Origin of the sequence: Cellulosimicrobium composti (assembly GCF_009711085.1) — a bacterium.
In the GTDB taxonomy this organism is placed as follows: domain Bacteria; phylum Actinomycetota; class Actinomycetes; order Actinomycetales; family Cellulomonadaceae; genus Cellulosimicrobium; species Cellulosimicrobium composti.
Map to the genome: position 1 here is coordinate 47,451 of NZ_WMKA01000013.1, position 16,447 is coordinate 63,897.

At 76.9% G+C, this 16,447-nt stretch carries 16 protein-coding genes; 11 read left to right on the plus strand and 5 right to left on the minus strand.

Going from position 1 to position 16,447, the window contains the following annotated elements; all coding sequences use genetic code 11:
* Window positions 1-19: 19 nt before the first annotated feature.
* The 6 genes from GJV82_RS20715 to GJV82_RS07910 all read left to right on the plus strand — a co-directional run bounded on the left by GJV82_RS20715 (window position 20) and on the right by GJV82_RS07910 (window position 7,041).
* Window positions 20-547 (plus strand): DUF2087 domain-containing protein, encoded by a 528-nt coding sequence (locus GJV82_RS20715; protein WP_312028503.1) that lies wholly within the window; start codon window positions 20-22, stop codon window positions 545-547.
* Window positions 548-595: 48 nt separating this feature from the next.
* Window positions 596-1,117, plus strand: a complete 522-nt coding sequence (locus GJV82_RS07890; RefSeq protein ID WP_155098841.1) for an aminoacyl-tRNA deacylase — start codon at window positions 596-598, stop codon at window positions 1,115-1,117.
* Between the two features lie 274 nt (window positions 1,118-1,391).
* Entirely contained in the window at window positions 1,392-1,766 is a 375-nt protein-coding gene (locus GJV82_RS07895) for an STAS domain-containing protein (protein WP_318657412.1), read from the plus strand.
* Window positions 1,767-1,829: 63 nt separating this feature from the next.
* A complete protein-coding gene (locus GJV82_RS07900; RefSeq protein ID WP_155098842.1) occupies window positions 1,830-3,080 on the plus strand; it encodes an exonuclease SbcCD subunit D in 1,251 nt (416 codons plus the stop codon).
* Window positions 3,080-6,298, plus strand: coding sequence for an AAA family ATPase (locus GJV82_RS07905; protein ID WP_155098843.1), 3,219 nt, complete (start codon window positions 3,080-3,082; stop codon window positions 6,296-6,298). Before GJV82_RS07900 ends, GJV82_RS07905 begins: the two co-directional genes overlap by 1 nt.
* Before the next feature lie 74 nt (window positions 6,299-6,372).
* Window positions 6,373-7,041 (plus strand): class I SAM-dependent methyltransferase, encoded by a 669-nt coding sequence (locus tag GJV82_RS07910; RefSeq protein ID WP_155098844.1) that lies wholly within the window; start codon window positions 6,373-6,375, stop codon window positions 7,039-7,041.
* Here the strand turns inward: GJV82_RS07910 and GJV82_RS07915 are convergent.
* Window positions 6,995-7,678, minus strand: coding sequence for a TetR family transcriptional regulator (locus GJV82_RS07915; protein ID WP_155098845.1), 684 nt, complete (start codon window positions 7,676-7,678; stop codon window positions 6,995-6,997). The two genes, GJV82_RS07910 and GJV82_RS07915, sit on opposite strands and share 47 nt — an antisense overlap.
* Before the next feature lie 83 nt (window positions 7,679-7,761).
* Here GJV82_RS07915 and GJV82_RS07920 point away from each other — a divergent pair, with 83 nt between their 5' ends.
* Window positions 7,762-8,190, plus strand: a complete 429-nt coding sequence (locus GJV82_RS07920; RefSeq protein WP_318657413.1) for a VOC family protein — start codon at window positions 7,762-7,764, stop codon at window positions 8,188-8,190.
* Window positions 8,191-8,406: 216 nt separating this feature from the next.
* The gene (locus tag GJV82_RS07925; RefSeq protein WP_155098846.1) at window positions 8,407-8,580 is read left to right on the plus strand and encodes a hypothetical protein; all 174 of its coding nucleotides are present in this window, start codon (window positions 8,407-8,409) and stop codon (window positions 8,578-8,580) included.
* A gap of 36 nt (window positions 8,581-8,616) precedes the next feature.
* Here the strand turns inward: GJV82_RS07925 and GJV82_RS07930 are convergent, their stop codons facing one another.
* The 3 genes from GJV82_RS07930 to GJV82_RS07940 form a co-directional block, all read right to left on the minus strand.
* The gene (locus tag GJV82_RS07930) at window positions 8,617-9,489 is read right to left on the minus strand and encodes a uracil-DNA glycosylase (protein WP_318657414.1); all 873 of its coding nucleotides are present in this window, start codon (window positions 9,487-9,489) and stop codon (window positions 8,617-8,619) included.
* A 115-nt stretch (window positions 9,490-9,604) separates the two neighbouring features.
* Complete coding sequence (locus GJV82_RS07935; protein ID WP_225873195.1) at window positions 9,605-11,125, minus strand: multidrug effflux MFS transporter; 1,521 nt, start codon at window positions 11,123-11,125, stop codon at window positions 9,605-9,607.
* A gap of 150 nt (window positions 11,126-11,275) precedes the next feature.
* On the minus strand, window positions 11,276-12,061 hold the full coding sequence (locus GJV82_RS07940) for an LLM class F420-dependent oxidoreductase (RefSeq protein ID WP_155098848.1): 786 nt from the start codon (window positions 12,059-12,061) through the stop codon (window positions 11,276-11,278).
* Between the two features lie 119 nt (window positions 12,062-12,180).
* On the opposite strand from GJV82_RS07940, the gene GJV82_RS07945 reads away from it, so the two are divergent.
* Together GJV82_RS07945 and GJV82_RS07950 are read left to right on the plus strand one after the other, a co-directional pair.
* On the plus strand, window positions 12,181-12,870 hold the full coding sequence (locus GJV82_RS07945; RefSeq protein ID WP_151192025.1) for an LmeA family phospholipid-binding protein: 690 nt from the start codon (window positions 12,181-12,183) through the stop codon (window positions 12,868-12,870).
* Window positions 12,871-12,911: 41 nt separating this feature from the next.
* Window positions 12,912-14,099: a DNA glycosylase AlkZ-like family protein gene (locus tag GJV82_RS07950; protein WP_155098849.1), complete on the plus strand. Its 1,188-nt coding sequence runs from the start codon at window positions 12,912-12,914 to the stop codon at window positions 14,097-14,099.
* Here GJV82_RS07950 and GJV82_RS07955 read toward each other — a convergent pair.
* The gene (locus tag GJV82_RS07955; RefSeq protein ID WP_155098850.1) at window positions 14,071-14,934 is read right to left on the minus strand and encodes a CPBP family intramembrane glutamic endopeptidase; all 864 of its coding nucleotides are present in this window, start codon (window positions 14,932-14,934) and stop codon (window positions 14,071-14,073) included. The genes GJV82_RS07950 and GJV82_RS07955 overlap by 29 nt on opposite strands.
* A gap of 100 nt (window positions 14,935-15,034) precedes the next feature.
* On the opposite strand from GJV82_RS07955, the gene GJV82_RS07960 reads away from it, so the two are divergent.
* Window positions 15,035-16,330, plus strand: coding sequence for an FAD-binding protein (locus GJV82_RS07960; protein ID WP_318657415.1), 1,296 nt, complete (start codon window positions 15,035-15,037; stop codon window positions 16,328-16,330).
* Window positions 16,331-16,447 lie beyond the last annotated feature (117 nt).

The window sequence follows — 16,447 nt, forward strand, 5'->3', positions numbered from 1 at the left end:
CGCGCCTAGGGTCGGGAGCGTGGACGAGGGACGGACCGGTGGGTCGGACAACGCGTGGAAGCAGGTCGTGGCGTCGCTCGCGGACGAGGGCCGGCTGCGGGTGCTCGCGCGCGTGGTGACGGAGGGTCCCGCGGAGGCGGCGCTGACGACGGACGAGCGGCGGCGGCTCGCCCCGCTCCTCGCCGCAGGGGTCGTCGTGCGGGGCGAGGACGGGCTCCTGCGGGCCGCGCCCGAGCGGTTCGCGGCCCTGCTCGCGACGTCGCCCGCCCCGCGGCCGACGGGACCCGAGCGGTTCCTCACGGACGGTCGCCTGCTCCGCACGCCCAAGCGCCTGCGCGACCGCGAGCTCGTCGTCCGGTTCCTCGCGTCGCAGGTCCTCCCGCTCGAGGAGCCCGTCACCGAGCTGACCCTGACGAAGCGGCTCGCGGCGCGCGCCGCCGACCCGGTGTCGCTGCGGCGCGCGATGGTCGACGCCGGCCTCGTGCACCGCACGCGCGACGGCGCGGAGTACTGGCGCACCGTGGTCACGGAGTTCGACGACGTCTGACCCCCCGTGCCGGTCGCGCGGGGGACCGGGTGGGTAGGGTCGGTTCCCATGAGCAGCGAGCGCGCCCTCGCGGCGCTGGATGCGTCGGGCATCGACTTCACGATCACGCGCCACGGGCGCGTGGGGTCGCTCGAGGAGGCCGCCGCCGCGCGCGGCGTGCACCCCTCGCGCGTGCTCAAGACGATCGTCGTGCGGCGGGCGGAGGACGACTACCTGTTCGTCCTCGTCCCCGGCGACCGTCAGATCTCGTGGCCCAAGCTGCGCGCGCTCCTCGGCGTCTCGCGCCTGTCCCTCCCGGACAAGGAGGTCGCGCGCGACGTCACGGGCTACGAGCGCGGCACGATCACGCCGTTCGGCGCGACGCACGCGTGGCCCGTGGTCGCGGACGTCCGCGTCGTCGCGGACGCGGGCGCCGACGAGGTGGACGTCGCGGGCGACGCGACGGGCGACGGCGAGCAGCACCTCGTGTCGATCGGCGCCGGCGCGCACGGCGTCGCCGCGACGGTCGACGGGCGCGCGCTCGTCGGCGCGCTCGGCGCGCAGGTCGCCGACGTCACCGACCCCGCCTAGCGGGTCCTCGCGCGCACGGCGCGCGCGGTTGTGAGGGTTCGGGGGAAGGTGGCGTGCCGTCGGGTCCCCGGGCTGGTGCGCGCCGCGCGCGCGGTGCACACTCATGGTGCTCCGGTCACGGTCGCCCGGCGCGACGGTCGCCGGGGACGGCGACCGTGAGCGACCGCACGGAGCCTCGCGGGGACGCACGGGAACAGACCCGTCACCGCCGGACGTTGTTCGGAGGGACGGCCGACAGCACGCACGACGACTCGAGAGACGGTGAGCAAGACCCGTGGACACAGGCAGCGCGATCGACCGGGCGAGCGGGATCGTCTACGCCCCCGCGGACGGCGGCGTGGTCGTGAGGATGTGGGGCGAGATCGACGCGGCCCTGCGTGACCGCGCGAGCGAGGCGATGTCCTACGTCCTCGACACGCGGGGCCCCGTCGCGGTCGACGTGGCGGACGTCACCTTCATCGACTCGTCGGGCATCGCGTTCATCATCCAGCTCTACATGCTCGGCGAGGAGGACGGTCGCGAGGTCGTGCTGCGCGACCCGTCGCCCAGCATCGTCGAGCTCCTGGACATGATCGGCATGGGCGGGCGCATCCCGGTCGAGCGGAGCGGCGCCGCGACCGGCCCGATCGAGGCCGTCGGCGCCGTCTGACCCGCCCGCGCGCCCCGCTCCCGCGTCCCGGGGGCTGTGGGACCCGGCCGGTACGGTGCGGGCATGCGCATCCTGCACACGTCCGACTGGCACCTCGGGCGGACGCTGCACGGGGTCGACCTGCTGGAGCACCAGGCCGCGCACCTCGACCACCTCGTCGAGCTGACCCGCACCGAGGGCGTCGACGCCGTCGTCGTCGCGGGTGACGTGTACGACCGCGCGATCCCGCCCGTGGACGCGGTCGCCCTCCTGTCCGACGCGCTCGCGCGGCTCGCGGAGCACGCGCACGTCGTCGTCACGCCGGGCAACCACGACTCCGCCGTGCGGCTCGGGTTCGGCGACCGCGTCATGCGCCCGGGCGTCCACCTGCGGGCGCGCCTGGCCGACGTCGGGTCGCCCGTCGTCCTTCCGCCCCGGACCGGGGACGCGGGAGCGCCCCTGCTGGTCTACGCGCTGCCGTACCTCGACCCCGACGCCGCGCGCCACGCGCTCGCCGAGACCCCCGAGGGCGAGGGGGAGGGCGACGCCGCGCCGCGGCCGCTCGCCCGGTCCCACGAGGCCGTCATGGGCGCCGCGATGCGCCGCGTCGGCGCGGACCTCGCCCGGCGGCGCGCGGCGGACCCGGGCGTGCGGGCCGTCGTGTCGGGCCACGCGTTCGTCGTGGGCGGTCTCGCGTCGGAGTCGGAGCGCGACATCCGCGTCGGCGGGGTCGACGCCGTGCCGGCGGCCACGTTCGGCGGGTGGGGCGTCGACTACGTCGCGCTCGGGCACCTGCACGGACCGCAGCGCGTCACCGTGCCGCACGTCGAGCGCGCGGGCACGGTGCGCGGGACGGTCGCCCGCTACTCCGGCTCGCCGCTCGCCTTCTCGTTCTCGGAGCAGCACCAGCGCAAGTCCACGGCGCTCGTGGACCTCGCGCGGCTCGCCGCGGACCCGGACGCGGCGGTCGAGCTCGTCCCCGCACCCGTGCCGCGCCGGCTCGCCGACGTCACGGGCACGCTCGACGAGCTGCTCGGCGCCGCGGGCGAGCCCCACGTCGACGACTGGTTGCGCGTCGTCGTGACCGATGCCGTCCGCCCCGCCGAGCTCTACGCGCGGGTCCGGGCGCGCTTCCCGCACGCGCTCCAGGTGACCCACCGCCCGCCGCGGCCCGCCGAGCGGGAGGTCGTGACCGCCGTCGGGCCCGGGCGCGACCCGCTCGACGTGGCGCGCGACTTCGTCGAGCACGTCTCGGGCCACGCCCCGAGCGACGCCGAGGTCGCGGTGCTGCGGGAGGCGTTCGAGCTCGCGCTCGCCGAGGAGCGCAGCGCCTGATGCACCTGCACTCGCTCACGTTCCAGGCGATCGGCCCCTTCGCGGGCCGCCACCACGTGGACCTCGCGTCGCTCGGCGCGTCGGGCATCTTCCTGCTCGACGGCCCCACGGGGGCCGGGAAGTCGACCGTCATCGACGCGATCGTGTTCGCGCTCTACGGCAAGGTCGCGTCGGAGTCCGCGAGCGACGACCGCCTCCGCTCCGCCTTCGCCGGGCCGGACGTCGAGTCGTTCGTCGACCTCGTGCTCGAGGTCCCGTCGGGCGTCTACCGCGTACGGCGCACGCCCGAGTACCGCCGCCCCAAGAAGCGCGGCACGGGCACGACCGTCCAGCAGGCGTCGGTGCGCCTGTGGCGCCTGGCCGCGGTCCCCGAGCCCGGGGACGACGGGGACGACCCGCCCGGGGAGCTCCTGTCGTCGCGCCTGGACGAGGCGGGCGACGAGATCCGTCGCATCGTCGGGCTCGACCGCCGACAGCTCGTGCAGACGGTCGTGCTGCCGCAGGGCGAGTTCGCGACCTTCCTGCGCGCGAAGCCCGAGGACCGCGCCGTGCTGCTGCAGAAGGTCTTCGGCACCGAGCTCTACCACCGTGCCGCGGCGCGCCTCGCCGAGCTCGCGCGCGGGGCCCGCGCCGGGATCGACGCCGCCCGCCAGAACGTCACCGGCGCGGTCGAGCGGTTCGCGGGCGCGAGCGGGCTCACGCCCGACGACGCGCGGCGGCTGCGCGAGGCGGCGCAGGACGACCCGCTGCGCCGGCAGGCCGACGACGCGGACGTCGCGCGCGCCGCCGCGGTCGTGGCAGCCGGGACTCGTACCGCCGGGACGGGCGGGGCCGGGACCGACGCGAGCGCGGCCGGGACGGACGCGGGCGCGACGGACGCGGCCGAGGAGCGGCCCGGCGTCCACGCGATCGCGCTCGCCCACGTGGCGCGGTTGGAGGAGGAGGCGGACCGCCTCGCCGAGCGCGAGGTCGCGGCGAACGCGGCCCTCGTCGCGGCGCGCGACCGCCTCGAGGCCGAGCGCGCCCTCGCGGAGGGCGTCGAGCGGCGGGCACGGCTGCGCGCCGAGCAGGAGCGTCTCGACCGTGCGGCGGACGAGGTGGCGCAGGACCGTCGGCGCGTCGACGCCGCGGCCCGGGCGGCCGTCGTCGCGCCCGCCGCCCAGGGTCTCGCGCGCGCCGACCAGGCCCTGCACGCCGCGCACGAGCGGCTCGCGCTCGCCCGGACCGGGCTCCCGTCCGACCTCGCCGACGCGGACGCCACGACGCTCGAGGCGCTGCGGGCCGACGTCGCGACGGCGGCCGTGCGCGCCGCGCGCCTCGTGCCCGTCGGGGCCTCGCTCCCGGTGCGCGAGCGCGAGCTCGCCGACGCCCGGAAGGACCTCGCGCACGCGACCGAGGAGCGCGAGCGCGTCCTGGCCGAGCTCGCCGACCGTCCGACGCTGCGCGACGCGCTGCGGACCCGCGTCGCCGCGCTCGCCGAGGCGGCCGGGGACCTCGGGGTCCTGCAGGAGCGGCTGCTCCGGGCGCGCGCGGTCGAGGTCGCGGCGACGCAGGCGGCAGCCCTCGCGGACGACGTCGAGGCGGCCGAGGCGGAGCGGGCCGGTGCCGCCGCCGCGGCCCGTGCCGCCGTCGAGCACGAGGCGCGGGTCCGCTCCGCGCGCATCGCGGGCCTCGCGGGCGAGCTCGCCGCCGGGCTCGACGCCGGGGAGCCGTGCCCGGTGTGCGGGGGCACGGAGCACCCGGAGCCCGCGCCGCTGGCGCCTGACCACCCCGCGGCCGAGGACGTCGAGCGCGCCGAGCGCGCCCGGGCCGAGGCGGAGCGGTCCCTGCACGACGCGTCCGCACGGGTCCAGGTGCTCGCCGAGCGCCTCGCGTCCGGCCGTCGTGACGCCGAGGGCCTCACGCCCGAGGAGGCGGCGGCACGCGTCGTGGAGGTCGACGTGTCGCTCGCGACCGCCCGCGACGCGGCCCGCGAGCGCGCGGAGGCCGAGCGCGAGCTCGAGGCCCTCGACGCCGGGACGGTCGCCCTCCAGGAGCGCGCGGGCGAGCTCGCCGCGTCGATCGCGGCCGGTGCCGCGCGCCTCGACGAGCTCGAGACCGCGCTGGCCGCGGACCGCGCCGAGGTGCGGGCCGAGCTCGAGACGGCCGGACGCCACGTCGGCCTCGAGGGGCTGCCCGACCCCCTCGCGGAGCCGGGGGCGCGGAACCCCGTCGCCGTCCTCGCGGCGGCGCTCGAGGACCGCGTCCGGACGCTCGACGTGCTCGCCGACGCGACGAGCGCCGTCGCCGCCGCGCACCGGACCCGGGCCGACCGCGCCGTCGAGCTCGACGCGCTGCTCGACGGGTCCGGGTTCGCCGACGTCGCCGAGGCGCTCGCCGCCGTGCTCGACGACGCCGACCGCCGGGCGCTCGCGCGCCGGGTCGCGGAGCACGACGCCACGCGCGCGGCGACCGCCGCCGGGCTCGCCGACCCGGCCCTGGCCGCGCTCCCCGAGGACGCGCACCCGGACGTCGCCGCGGCGCGCGCCGCGGTCGCGGAGGCCGAGGTGACCGTGGGTGCCGCCGCCCGCAGCCACGAGCTCGTCGCGCGCCGGGCGCAGGCGGCGCGCGAGGGGGCCGACGGGATCGGCGCCGCCGTCGAGGCGTGGCTCCGCGCCCGGGAGGACGCGGGGCCGGTCACGCGCATGGCGGCCCTCGCGGGCGGCGCCGGGGACAACGCCCAGGCGCTGTCGCTCGCGACGTTCGTGCTCGTGCAGCGGTTCGAGGACGTCGTCGCGGCCGCGAACGAGCGCCTCGCCGAGATGTCGTCCGGCCGGTACGAGCTCGTGCGCAGCGCGACGCGCGAGGACGTGCGCGCGCACAAGCGCGGCCTCGCCATGAAGGTGCTCGACCACGTGACCGAGCGTGAACGGGACCCGCGCACGCTCTCCGGCGGCGAGACGTTCTACGTGTCGCTGTGCCTGGCCCTCGGGCTCGCGGACGTCGTCACGGCAGAGGCGGGCGGGATCGAGCTCGGGACGCTGTTCGTCGACGAGGGCTTCGGGAGCCTCGACCCCGAGACGCTGGACGCCGTGCTGTCCGCGCTCGGCCGGCTGCGGGCGGGCGGGCGCGTCGTCGGCGTGGTCTCCCACGTGGAGGCGCTCAAGCAGTCCGTCGCCGAGCGGATCGAGGTCCGGCGCGTGCCCGGAGGCGGGAGCACCCTCACCGTGCGAGCGTGACCGGGAGGCGGTGGCGCGTGGTGAGCGGGTAGCCGCCGCGCAGCGCGGGCACCGGTGCGTCGGAGGGAGCACGCATGGCTGGTCGGACCCACGGGGGGCGGGCAGCGACGCGCGCGGCGCGGCTGCGACGGCGCTGGGACCGCGAGGCGGGCGCCTACGACCGCGGCATGGCGGCGGCCGAGCGGCGGATGTTCCCGGACGTGCGTCCTCGCGTGTGCGGCCTCGCGTCGGGCGACACGCTCGAGGTCGCGATCGGCACGGGCCTCAACCTCGCGCACTACCCCTCCGCCGTGCTCGACGGCCGTCTCACGGGCGTCGAGTGGAGCCCCGGCATGCTCGCGGTCGCGCGGCGCCGGGCCGCGGAGCGGGGGGTCGACGTCGACCTGCGCCTCGGGGACGCGCAACGTCTCGACCTGCCCGACGACGCCTACGACACCGCGGTCTGCACGTTCTCCCTGTGCGCGGTGCCGGACCACCGTGCGGCGCTCGCCGAGATGGTCCGCGTGCTGCGGCCGGGCGGTCTGCTCGTGCTCGCCGACCACGTGTCGTCGACGGCGTGGCCGGTGCGCGCCCTGCAGGCCGCGGCCGAGGTCGTGAGCGTGCCGCTCGCGGGCGAGCACTTCCGACGCCGGCCGTTGCGCTGGGTGCTGGAGGCGGGGCTCGCGGTCGAGCAGCACGAGCGCACGCGCGCGGGCGTCATCGAGTGGCTGGCGGCGCGCACACCCGGTCCACGAGCTCGGTGACGGCCGCGCGCACGGGCCGCGGCGGGGTGCCCGCGTCGATCGCGAGCGCCGCCCGGTCGAACGCGGCGGAGAGCAGGAGCGTGAGCGCGTCGAGCCGGTCGTCGTGGGTGAGGTCGCCGCCGACCGCCGCGTCGCCCCCGCCCGCGGGGGCCGGCTCGGCCTCCGCACGGGCGGCCGGTGCGTCGAGCGCTGCCGCGAGACCGGCGCGGAGCGTGCGGCGCGCGAACCGGGCGTCGAGCACGTCCGCCTCGGCGGTCCCCAGCACGGCCGGGGCGTCGACGAGCAGCAGGCGGGTGCGGCCCGGGACGGCCATCGCGTCGAGGTAGGCCCGCGCGCCCTCGACGAGCATCGCGCGGGCGTCCGGCGCGGACGCGCCGGGGCGGTCCGTCGCCCGGGCCCGGTCCTCGATCTCGCGCGCGACGGCCTCGGCCTCGGCCTCGACGACGGCGCGGAACAGGTCCCGCTTGTCGGCGTAGTGGTGGTAGAGCGCGCCACGGGTGACGCGCGCGGCGGTCGCGATCTGCGGCGTCGACGTCGCGGCGTACCCGGCCTCGACGAACAGCCGGCGGGCGGCGTGGACGAGCGCGGTGCGGGTGGCGAGCGTCCGCTCGGCGTTGGTGCGGCGACCCTCTTGCATACCGACAGACTGTACGTCATGCTGAACCGACAGACAGCCTGTTTGTTTTCGACCTGATCGCACCCACCGACGAGGAGAGAACCGTGCACATCACGAGCTGGTATCCGGTGATCATGACCGGGGACGTCGCGGCGACCGTCGCGTTCTACGCCGAGCACCTCGACTTCCGGCCGCTCTTCACGAGCGACTGGTACGTCCACCTCCAGTCCGCGCACGACGAGGCGGTGAACCTCGGCGTGCTCGACGGCGACCACGAGACGATCCCCGAGAGGGGCCGGGGGCGGGCGGGCGGCATGCTGCTCACCCTCGAGGTGGACGACGTCGACGCCGTCCATGCCCGCCTCGTCGCCGCCGGCCTGCCGATCCTGCACTCGCTGCGCGACGAGGCGTTCGGGCAGCGGCACTTCATCACGGCCGACCCGAACGGCGTGCTCGTCGACGTCGTCACGCCGATCCCGCCGACGGGAGAGTTCGTCGACCAGTACGACGAGTCCGCGCTGCCGACGACCTAGCACTGCGCGGGCAGGCCGCTCGGCACGCGTGGGCGTGCCGCCCGCCCGGGCACGCGCGTGCGACGGCCCGGCTCTCGTCCGACGGCGGATGTCACGAAACGGCCGCGTGCCGGTCTCTCCGTACGGGGGAGCGGCGACCGGAGTCGTGGTCGCCGCGCGTCACCACCGGGGCGGAGCCGGAAGGACCGCCGCCGGAGCCGTCGAAGGAGAGCAGCAATGTCAGCAGCATCATCCCCGCTCGAGCGTGAGCTGCGGCGCATGGAGGTCATCGTGCGTCGCGAGCAGCTCCGGCTGATCGGCCGCGTCGCGCCGCGCGTCGCCGAGCGTCGCCGCTGGGCGGACGAGCCGCGTCGGCAGTCGCCGGCGACCGCGGCCCGGCAGGGCGGCTAGGCGCCGCCGGCCGGGCGTCGCCGGCCGGGAGGTCGGTCACGGCCGGCGGTCGCGGGGCAGCCGGGGCGCGCCGAGCCCGGCGAGGTCGCGCGCCCGGAGCAGCACGTCGTCGAGCATCTGCGGCGTGAGCCGCCCGGTGAACGTGTTCTGCTGGCTCACGTGGAAGCACCCGAGCAGGGTGAGGGTCTGCGCCGGGCCGCCGGGACCGCCGTCGTGCACCGCGCCGGGACCGTCGTGTGGTGATGCGCCAGGGTCGTCGCCGGCCGTGCCGCGGTCGTCGCCCGCCGCGCCGGGGGCTCGGCGGAGCGTCACCTCCGCGCCGTGCGCGAACCGGGGGCGTGGCCGCGGGACGTCCCAGCCCTGCTCGGCGAGCGTCGACAGCAGCGCCTGCCAGCCGAAGCCGCCGAGCACGACCGCGACGCGCACCGTCGCCCCGAGCAGCTCGACCTCCCGCGCGAGGTACGGCCCGCAGCGGCCACGCTCCTCGGGGGTGGGCTTGTTGTCCGGAGGGGCGCACCGCACGGGCGCGGTGACGCGGATCCCGGTGAGGCGCAGGCCGTCGTCGGCCGAGACCGACGTCGGCTGGTTGGCCAGGCCCGTGCGGTGCATCGCCGCGAAGAGGAAGTCCCCGCTGCGGTCGCCGGTGAACATGCGCCCGGTGCGGTTCGCGCCGTGCGCCGCGGGTGCGAGCCCCACGACGAGGATGCCCGCGCGCTCGTCGCCGAACCCGGGCACGGGCCGGGCCCAGTAGTCGTCGTCGCGGAACGACGCCCGCTTGACCTCGGCCACGTGCTCGCGCCACGCGACGAGCCGCGGGCACGCGCGGCAGTCGACGAGGTGCGCGTCGAGCGCGGCGAGGGTCGGCGCGCTGCGGGCCGCGTGCGGGTAGCCGGGGTCGTCGGGCGTCACCCACCCATCCTTCCCCGCCGAACACGGGGTTGCTGTCGTGATCGAGCGGATAACGTCAGCAGCCCCGTGTTCGGCAGCGTGCAACCTCGTGCTCGGCGGGACGCCGTGGGCCGGGTCAGGAGCGTCGGTCGGCCAGCACCGTCGTCTCGGCGAGCGCCGCGGGGTCGTCCGGCACGTCGACGGCGGGGTCCCGCACGGTCGCCGCCGCCGTCACCGCCTCGGTCGTCGTCGCCTCGGTCGTCGTGGCCCCGGTCGTCGTCGGGTCAGTCGTGGCCCCGGTCGTCGTCACGTCAGGCGTCGTCCCGGCGGTCGCGGCGCCGTCGGTGCCGTGCGCGCCGAGGGCGTCCGCGGCGTCGTCGGGCACGCGGGCCCCGAACGTGCGGCGCAGGCCGAGGAGCACGGCGCCCGCGACCACGATCACGCCGAACATCACCGCGGCCATCGTCACGGGCGGCGAGCCGCCCAGGAGGCCGGTGACGGGGGCGATGACCGCGCCGACGCCGAACTGGAAGGCGCCGATGAGCGCCGCAGCGCTCCCGGCCCGGTGGGCGTTGCGCTCGAGCGCGATCGCGGGGACGGACGGCATGACGAAGCCGGCGGTGCCGAGCGTGAGCACGATGAGCGGCACGAGCCACGCGAGCCCGCCGCCCGCCAGCGCGGCGACGAGCAGCCCGCCCGAGAGCACGAAGCCCGCGGCGACGGCCACCTGGAGGATCCGCTCGGGCGCCACGCGGCCGACGAGCGCGCCGTTGATCTGGCTGCCCGCGGTGACGGACACGGCGCCGACGCCGAACACGACCGCGTACTGCTGGGCGGACATGCCGAAGAAGTCCTGGAACACGAACGTCGAGGCGGAGATGTACGTGAACATCGCGGCCATGTAGAAGCCGGCGATGAGCGCGAGGCCGATGAACGACCAGTCGCCGAGGAGCGACCCGTACGAGCGCAGCGCGGCGGTGGTCCCGCCCGAGCGTCGGCGCTCCGCGGGCAGGGTCTCGCGCAGGCGGAGCAGCACGACGACGAACAGCAGCGCCCCGACGGCGGCGAGCGCGACGAACATGCCGCGCCACGACCCGAACCGCAGGAACTGCGCGCCGATGGTCGGCGCGAGGATCGGCGCGACGCCGACCACGAGCATGAGGCGGGCGATGACCTTGCCGATGCGGTAGCCCTCGAACGAGTCGCGCACGATCGCCATCGACAGCACCATGCCCGCGGCCGCGGCGAGGCCCTGGACGAACCGCAGTCCGGTGAGCGCGGCGACCGACCCGGCGACGACGATGCCGACGGACGCGGCGACGTACACGGCGAGCGAGACGAGGAGCGGCGCACGACGGCCCACGGCGTCGGACACCGACCCGATGAGGAGCTGTCCGATCGCGAGCCCGGCGAGCGTCGCGGTGAGGGTGAGCTGGACGCGGGACTCGGTCGTGCCGAGCTCGTCGACGATGCGCGGGAACGCGGAGAGGTACAGGTCGATCGTCAGCGGGCCGACCGCGGTGAGCGCGGAGAGCAGCAGGACGAGGCCCGCGCTGATGCGCCCGGAGCGGTCGGCGGCGGGGCTCGTGGCAGACGGGGTGCCCGGCGGGGCGACGGGCGCGGTCGGCGCCGGGGTCGCGGGTGGCGTGGAGGACATGACAGGGCCAACCGCGCGAGGTGCGTCGTGTGTTCCCGTACGGCCGACGTGATCGGATGCTGAGACGCCGGTCACGGGCTCGCGGTCGAGCACGGGGTTGGTGCCGCCAGGCGCGCCAGAACGACAGCAACCCCGTGCTCGGCGGGACGGTCAGGCGTGGGCGTCGCGCCAGGCGACCCACTCGCGCACGAGCGAGAGGTCGTAGTCGGGGCCGCTCGTGCCGACCGTGAAGAGGGTCGCGCCGGCGGCGACGAGCGCGTCCGCGGACTCCGACGGCGGCCGGGAGACGCCGACCGAGCGCTCGACGAGCGCGGCGGTGTCGCGGCCGACGGCCTGCCCGTGCTCGTCGAGGATCGCGCTCTTGCGTGCGAGCGTGCTCGCGTCGCCGAACGAGTGCCAGACGTCGGCGTGCTCGGCCACGACGCGCAGCGTCTTGCGCTCCCCGCCGCCGCCCACGAGGACGGGGATGTCGCGCGTCGGCGCGGGGTTCGACTCCGCCCACCGGGCCTTGATGCGGGGCAGGGCCTGCGCGAGGTCCGCGATGCGCGCGCCCGCGGTGCCGAACTCGTACCCGAACCGGTCGTAGTCCTTCTCGAACCAGCCCGCCCCGATCCCGAGGATCAGACGCCCGCCGCTGATGTGGTCGACCGTGCGCGCCATGTCGGCCAGGAGGTCGGGGTTGCGGTAGCTGTTGCACGTGACGAGGGCGCCGATCTCGACGCGCTCGGTCTGCTCGGCCCACGCGCCGAGCATGGTCCAGCACTCGAAGTGCTTGCCGTCGGGGTCGCCGGTGAGCGGGAAGAAGTGGTCCCAGTTGAAGACGACGTCGACGCCGAGGTCCTCGGCGCGCAGCACGGCGTCGCGGACCTGGGCGTACTCGGCGTGCTGCGGCTGGAGCTGGACGCCGATGCGGTACGGGTGACGGGGTGAGGTCATGCCGGGCAATCTACGTCCGGGTCGAGAACGACGACACTCCGCGTCGAGCACGAGGTTGCTGCCGCGATGAGCCCGAGAACGACAGCACGGTCGTGCTCGCCGGACCTAGGGTGGGGGCCATGAGGCGACTGGTGGGACTGCTCGTGACGCTCGTGGCGCTCGTGGCGGTGGCCGTCGTCGCGGACCGGGTCGCGGTCGGCGCCGCGGAGCGCGGTGCGGTGACCGCGTTCGAGCAGCAGGCGGACGACGTCACCGGGGCGCAGATCGACATCACGGGCTTCCCGTTCCTCACCCAGCTCCTGCGCGGCGAGCTGACGCACGTCACCGGCTCCGCGGACACGGCGTCGTTCGGCGGCTACGCGATCTCCGACCTGAGGGTCGAGGCCGACGGCGTCGGCACCTCCGAGCCGTACCGCATCGCGTCGGGCGCGGCGTCGGGCGTCATCGCGGCCGAGTCGCTGCAGGAGGTCGTCGCGGAGCAGTCGGGCCTCGACGTCGCCGTCACCTCCTCCGCCGACGTGCTGTCGCTGGGGTTCGACCTGTTCGGTGCGGAGATCACGGTCGACGTGACGCCCCGCGTCTCCGGTCCGGCCGAGCTCGCCGTGGACGTCGTCGCGGTCCGCACGGGCCTCGGCACGGTCTCGGTGGACGACCTGCCGTCCGGGATCGCGGGAGCGCTGTCCGACCTGCGCGTCCCGCTCGACCTGCCCGACGGCGTCACGCTGGACTCCGTGGCGCCCGTCGAGGGCGGCGTGCGGGTCGCGGTGACCGGGACGGACGTCGTCGCCGAGGACCTGGTGGCATCGTGAGCAACAGGGGCAGGGGCAGGGGCAGGGCCGGGGGCGGTGCGGTGAGCGAGGCACCCGTGGACGGACGCCACGTGCTCGCGGCGCGCCTCGCCGCGCAGCACCTGCGGTCGCCCGACCTGCCCGACGTCCCGAGCGCGGTCGGGCACCTCGTCGCGGTGCAGGGCCAGGAGTTCCACCCCGCGCTGTGGGGCCTCACGCGGCGATTGCGGCCGGACGCGCGGCCCGGCGCGGCCGGGGCCGCCGCGGCCTGCGACCGCGGGGAGGTGGTCCGCACGCACGTGCTGCGCCCCACGTGGCACCTCCTGCGTCCCGACGACGCCCGCTGGCTCCTCGAGCTCAGCGCGCCGCGGGTGCACCAGGCCAACGGGACGATGTACCGGCAGGTGGGCACCGCCGGGCACGCGGCGGAGATCGACCTCGTCGTCGCGGCCGTGCAGGAGCGGCCCCGCACCCGGCGCGAGCTCGCCGGACTGCTCGCCGCCCACGGGCGCCCGCTCGAGGGACTCGCGCTCGGGTACGTGCTCGCGCACGCCGAGCTCGACCGGCTGCTGATCAGCGGTCCCCTCGACGGGAAGCAGCAGACGTTCGCCGCGTTCGACGACCGCGTGCCGCCGGGCTACGGCCCGCTCGGCGAGCGGTTCGACCGGGACGCCGCGCTCGTCGAGCTGCTGCGCCGCTACCTCGCGAGCCGCGCGTACGCGACGGTCAAGGACGTCGCGCAGTGGTCGGGGTTCACGCTCACGGACGTGCGGCACGCGCTCGACCTGCTCGGCGACGAGGTCGTGGCCGTCCCGGGCGCGGGCGCGCTGGACGGCGCGACCCTGTGGCGGCTCGCCGACGCCGACCCCCGGGTGCTCGCACCTGAGTCGTTCGCGGGCGCCGTCGCGCCCGACGGCGACCCGGCCGCCCCGGTGGTCGACCTCCTGCAGAGCTACGACGAGCTCTTCGTGTCCTACGGCGAGTCCCGCGGGGTCGTCGTGGCCGACGGCGTCGACCTCGGCGACCGGCGCGGGTCCTTCATCCACGCGATCGCGGTCGACGGCGTCGTGGTCGGCCGGTGGCGCTGGGTCGTCGGGACGCGCGACGTCGTCCTCGAGCCGCAGTGGCGTCGGGCGCCGTCGCCCGCGGAGGAGGCGGCGTTCGCCGCCCAGGCGGACGCGGTGCGTGCGCACTGGGGGCGCGGTGCCCCGGCGCCCGGGGTCAGTGCCGGGGCGGACCCGGGCGCGTGACGAGGTGCACGAGCACGGCCGTCAGCACGATCACCCCCACGTAGACCGCCATCGCGACGGGTGACGTGACGGCGAGGAACGTCAGGGCGGCGTTCCCCACGAGGTGCAGCACGACGGCCGCCGGCACCCCGCCGCGCAGGCGCTCGCTGACGAGCCAGTACGCGCTCGACAGCGGGACCATCGCGAGCAGGAAGACCGCCGCCTCGACGCTCGCCAGACCGAGGGACGCCTGCCACGTCCCCGTGAGCGCGAACAGCGGCAGGTGCCAGACCGCCCACACCGCGCCGAGCACGACCGACGTCGCGAGCGGCGAGAGCCGGCGGCGCAGGCGCGGTTGCGCGTAGCCGCGCCAGCCCACCTCCTCCGAGAGCGGGCCGGCGCACAGCGAGACGACGGCGAACAGGAGCGGGCCGCCCGCCGCGGCGACGGCCGTCGCCCCGGCCGCGAGGTCCGCCGTCGGGCCGCCGAGCAGCGGGACGACGAGCGCCGTCACGACCGCCGGCGCGGCGCCGACCCCGACCGCGGCCGGTAACCACCGCCCGGCCGCCGCCCAGCGCGCGGCCCGCGGGCTGCGGCGACCCGCGACCCGGAGCAGGAGCGCGGCCAGCGTCGGGCCGAAGCCGCCGAGCGCGTAGAGCGCGAGGACGGCGGGGTCGGCGAGGTCGCCGCCGAGCAGCCAGGCCGCTCCCCACGAGGTCCACGACAGGCCGAACGCGAGCGCCCAGAACGCGGCGAGCCCGCCGCGGGGGAGCCGCCCGGGGCCGTCCGGGGCCGGGGCGGAGGACGGGCGGCGGGACCGCTGCGTCGCGGTCCGTGGGTACGCGCTGGTGGTCATGTCTCGATCCCACCGCTTCGTCCGTTTCGCCAGAGCCCGGGACGCCCCCGACCGAGGGTGGGGAGAACCCCACGGGCGAGGGGAGTGGCAGGGTGGGGGCGTGACGACGACGCCCGAGACCTCGCGCCCCGCCAACTGGGCCGGCAACCTCACGTACTCCTCCGCCGCGGTCGAGCACCCCACGACCCCGGACGAGCTCGCCGACGTCGTGCGGCGCTCGCGGCGCGTCAAGGCGCTCGGGTCGCGGCACTCGTTCGGCGACGTCGCGGACACGACCGGCACGCACGTCGTGCTCGACCGGTACGACGACGGCCGCCCGCCCGTCGAGGTCGACCCCGCCACGGGCGTCGCGTCCGTCGCTGCGGGGCTGCGGTACGGCGACGCGACGCGCTCCGTCCAGGCCGCGGGCCGGGCGCTCGCGAACCTCGCGTCGCTCCCGCACATCTCGGTCGCGGGGTCGGTCGCGACGGCGACCCACGGCTCGGGCGACGCCGTGGGGTCGCTCGCGAGCGCCGTCGTCGGTCTCGAGCTCGTCACGGGCGACGGCGAGGCGCGCACGCTGCGCCGCGGGGACGCGGACCTCCCGGGCGCGGTCGTCGCGCTCGGGGCGCTGGGCGTCGTGACGCGCGTCGAGCTGGAGACGGTCCCGACGTTCGACGTGCGTCAGGACGTGCACGTCGGGCTGCCGTGGGACGCGGTGACCGCCCACTACGACGAGATCACGGCGTCGGCGTACTCGGTGAGCCTCTTCACGGACTGGGGGCCCGACGGCGTCCAGCAGGTCTGGCGCAAGTCTCGCCTCGCGCCGGGCGAGGCGGGGGCCGCGCGCGCCGAGCTCTTCGGCGCCACGCCCGCGCGCACGCCGCTGCACCCTCTCCCGGGCGTGGACCCCGTGCACTGCACGGCCCAGCTCGGCGAGCCCGGACCGTGGAACGAGCGGCTGCCGCACTTCCGCCTCGACTTCACGCCGAGCAACGGCGCGGAGCTGCAGTCGGAGTACCTCGTCCCGCGCGCCCGCGCGCAGGAGGCGTTCGGCGCGATGCGCGACCTGGGCCCGCGCGTGACCCCGCTGCTCCAGGTGGGGGAGATCCGCACGGTCGCGCCCGACCCCGCGCCGCTGTGGCTCAGCCCGTTCGACGGCCCCGCCGTGGGGATCCACCTCACGTGGAAGCCCCTGGCCGACGACGTCGCGCGCGTCCTGCGCGACGTCGAGTCCGCGCTCCTCCCGCTCGGCGCGCGGCCGCACTGGGGCAAGCTCTCGCACGCGCTCGTCCACGACCCCGGCTCGGTCGCGGGGCTGTACCCGCGGTTCGACGACTTCGGCGAGCTCGTACAGAGGTACGACCCGCAGGGCCGGTTCCTCGGCGGGTACGTCGAGCGCCTGCTGGCGGGCTGAGCCGCCCGGCCCCGCTCGGCTCGCTGCACGACCCCCGTCTGGATTACGGTCGGACTGGAGACGACCGGCCCGACGACGCGCCGCCACGACCGGGCGCGCGGGCACGCACCGAGGAGG

Coding starts and splice junctions, on each gene's coding strand:
- GJV82_RS07915 (WP_155098845.1), bottom strand. CDS start 7,678: ATGCAAGAGGGTCGCCGCACCAACGCCGAGCGGACGCTCGCCACCCGC.
- GJV82_RS07905 (WP_155098843.1), top strand. CDS start 3,080: ATGCACCTGCACTCGCTCACGTTCCAGGCGATCGGCCCCTTCGCGGGC.
- GJV82_RS07890 (WP_155098841.1), top strand. CDS start 596: ATGAGCAGCGAGCGCGCCCTCGCGGCGCTGGATGCGTCGGGCATCGAC.
- GJV82_RS07945 (WP_151192025.1), top strand. CDS start 12,181: ATGAGGCGACTGGTGGGACTGCTCGTGACGCTCGTGGCGCTCGTGGCG.
- GJV82_RS07940 (WP_155098848.1), bottom strand. CDS start 12,061: ATGACCTCACCCCGTCACCCGTACCGCATCGGCGTCCAGCTCCAGCCG.
- GJV82_RS07910 (WP_155098844.1), top strand. CDS start 6,373: ATGGCTGGTCGGACCCACGGGGGGCGGGCAGCGACGCGCGCGGCGCGG.
- GJV82_RS07935 (WP_225873195.1), bottom strand. CDS start 11,125: ATGTCCTCCACGCCACCCGCGACCCCGGCGCCGACCGCGCCCGTCGCC.
- GJV82_RS07925 (WP_155098846.1), top strand. CDS start 8,407: ATGTCAGCAGCATCATCCCCGCTCGAGCGTGAGCTGCGGCGCATGGAG.
- GJV82_RS07955 (WP_155098850.1), bottom strand. CDS start 14,934: ATGACCACCAGCGCGTACCCACGGACCGCGACGCAGCGGTCCCGCCGC.
- GJV82_RS07900 (WP_155098842.1), top strand. CDS start 1,830: ATGCGCATCCTGCACACGTCCGACTGGCACCTCGGGCGGACGCTGCAC.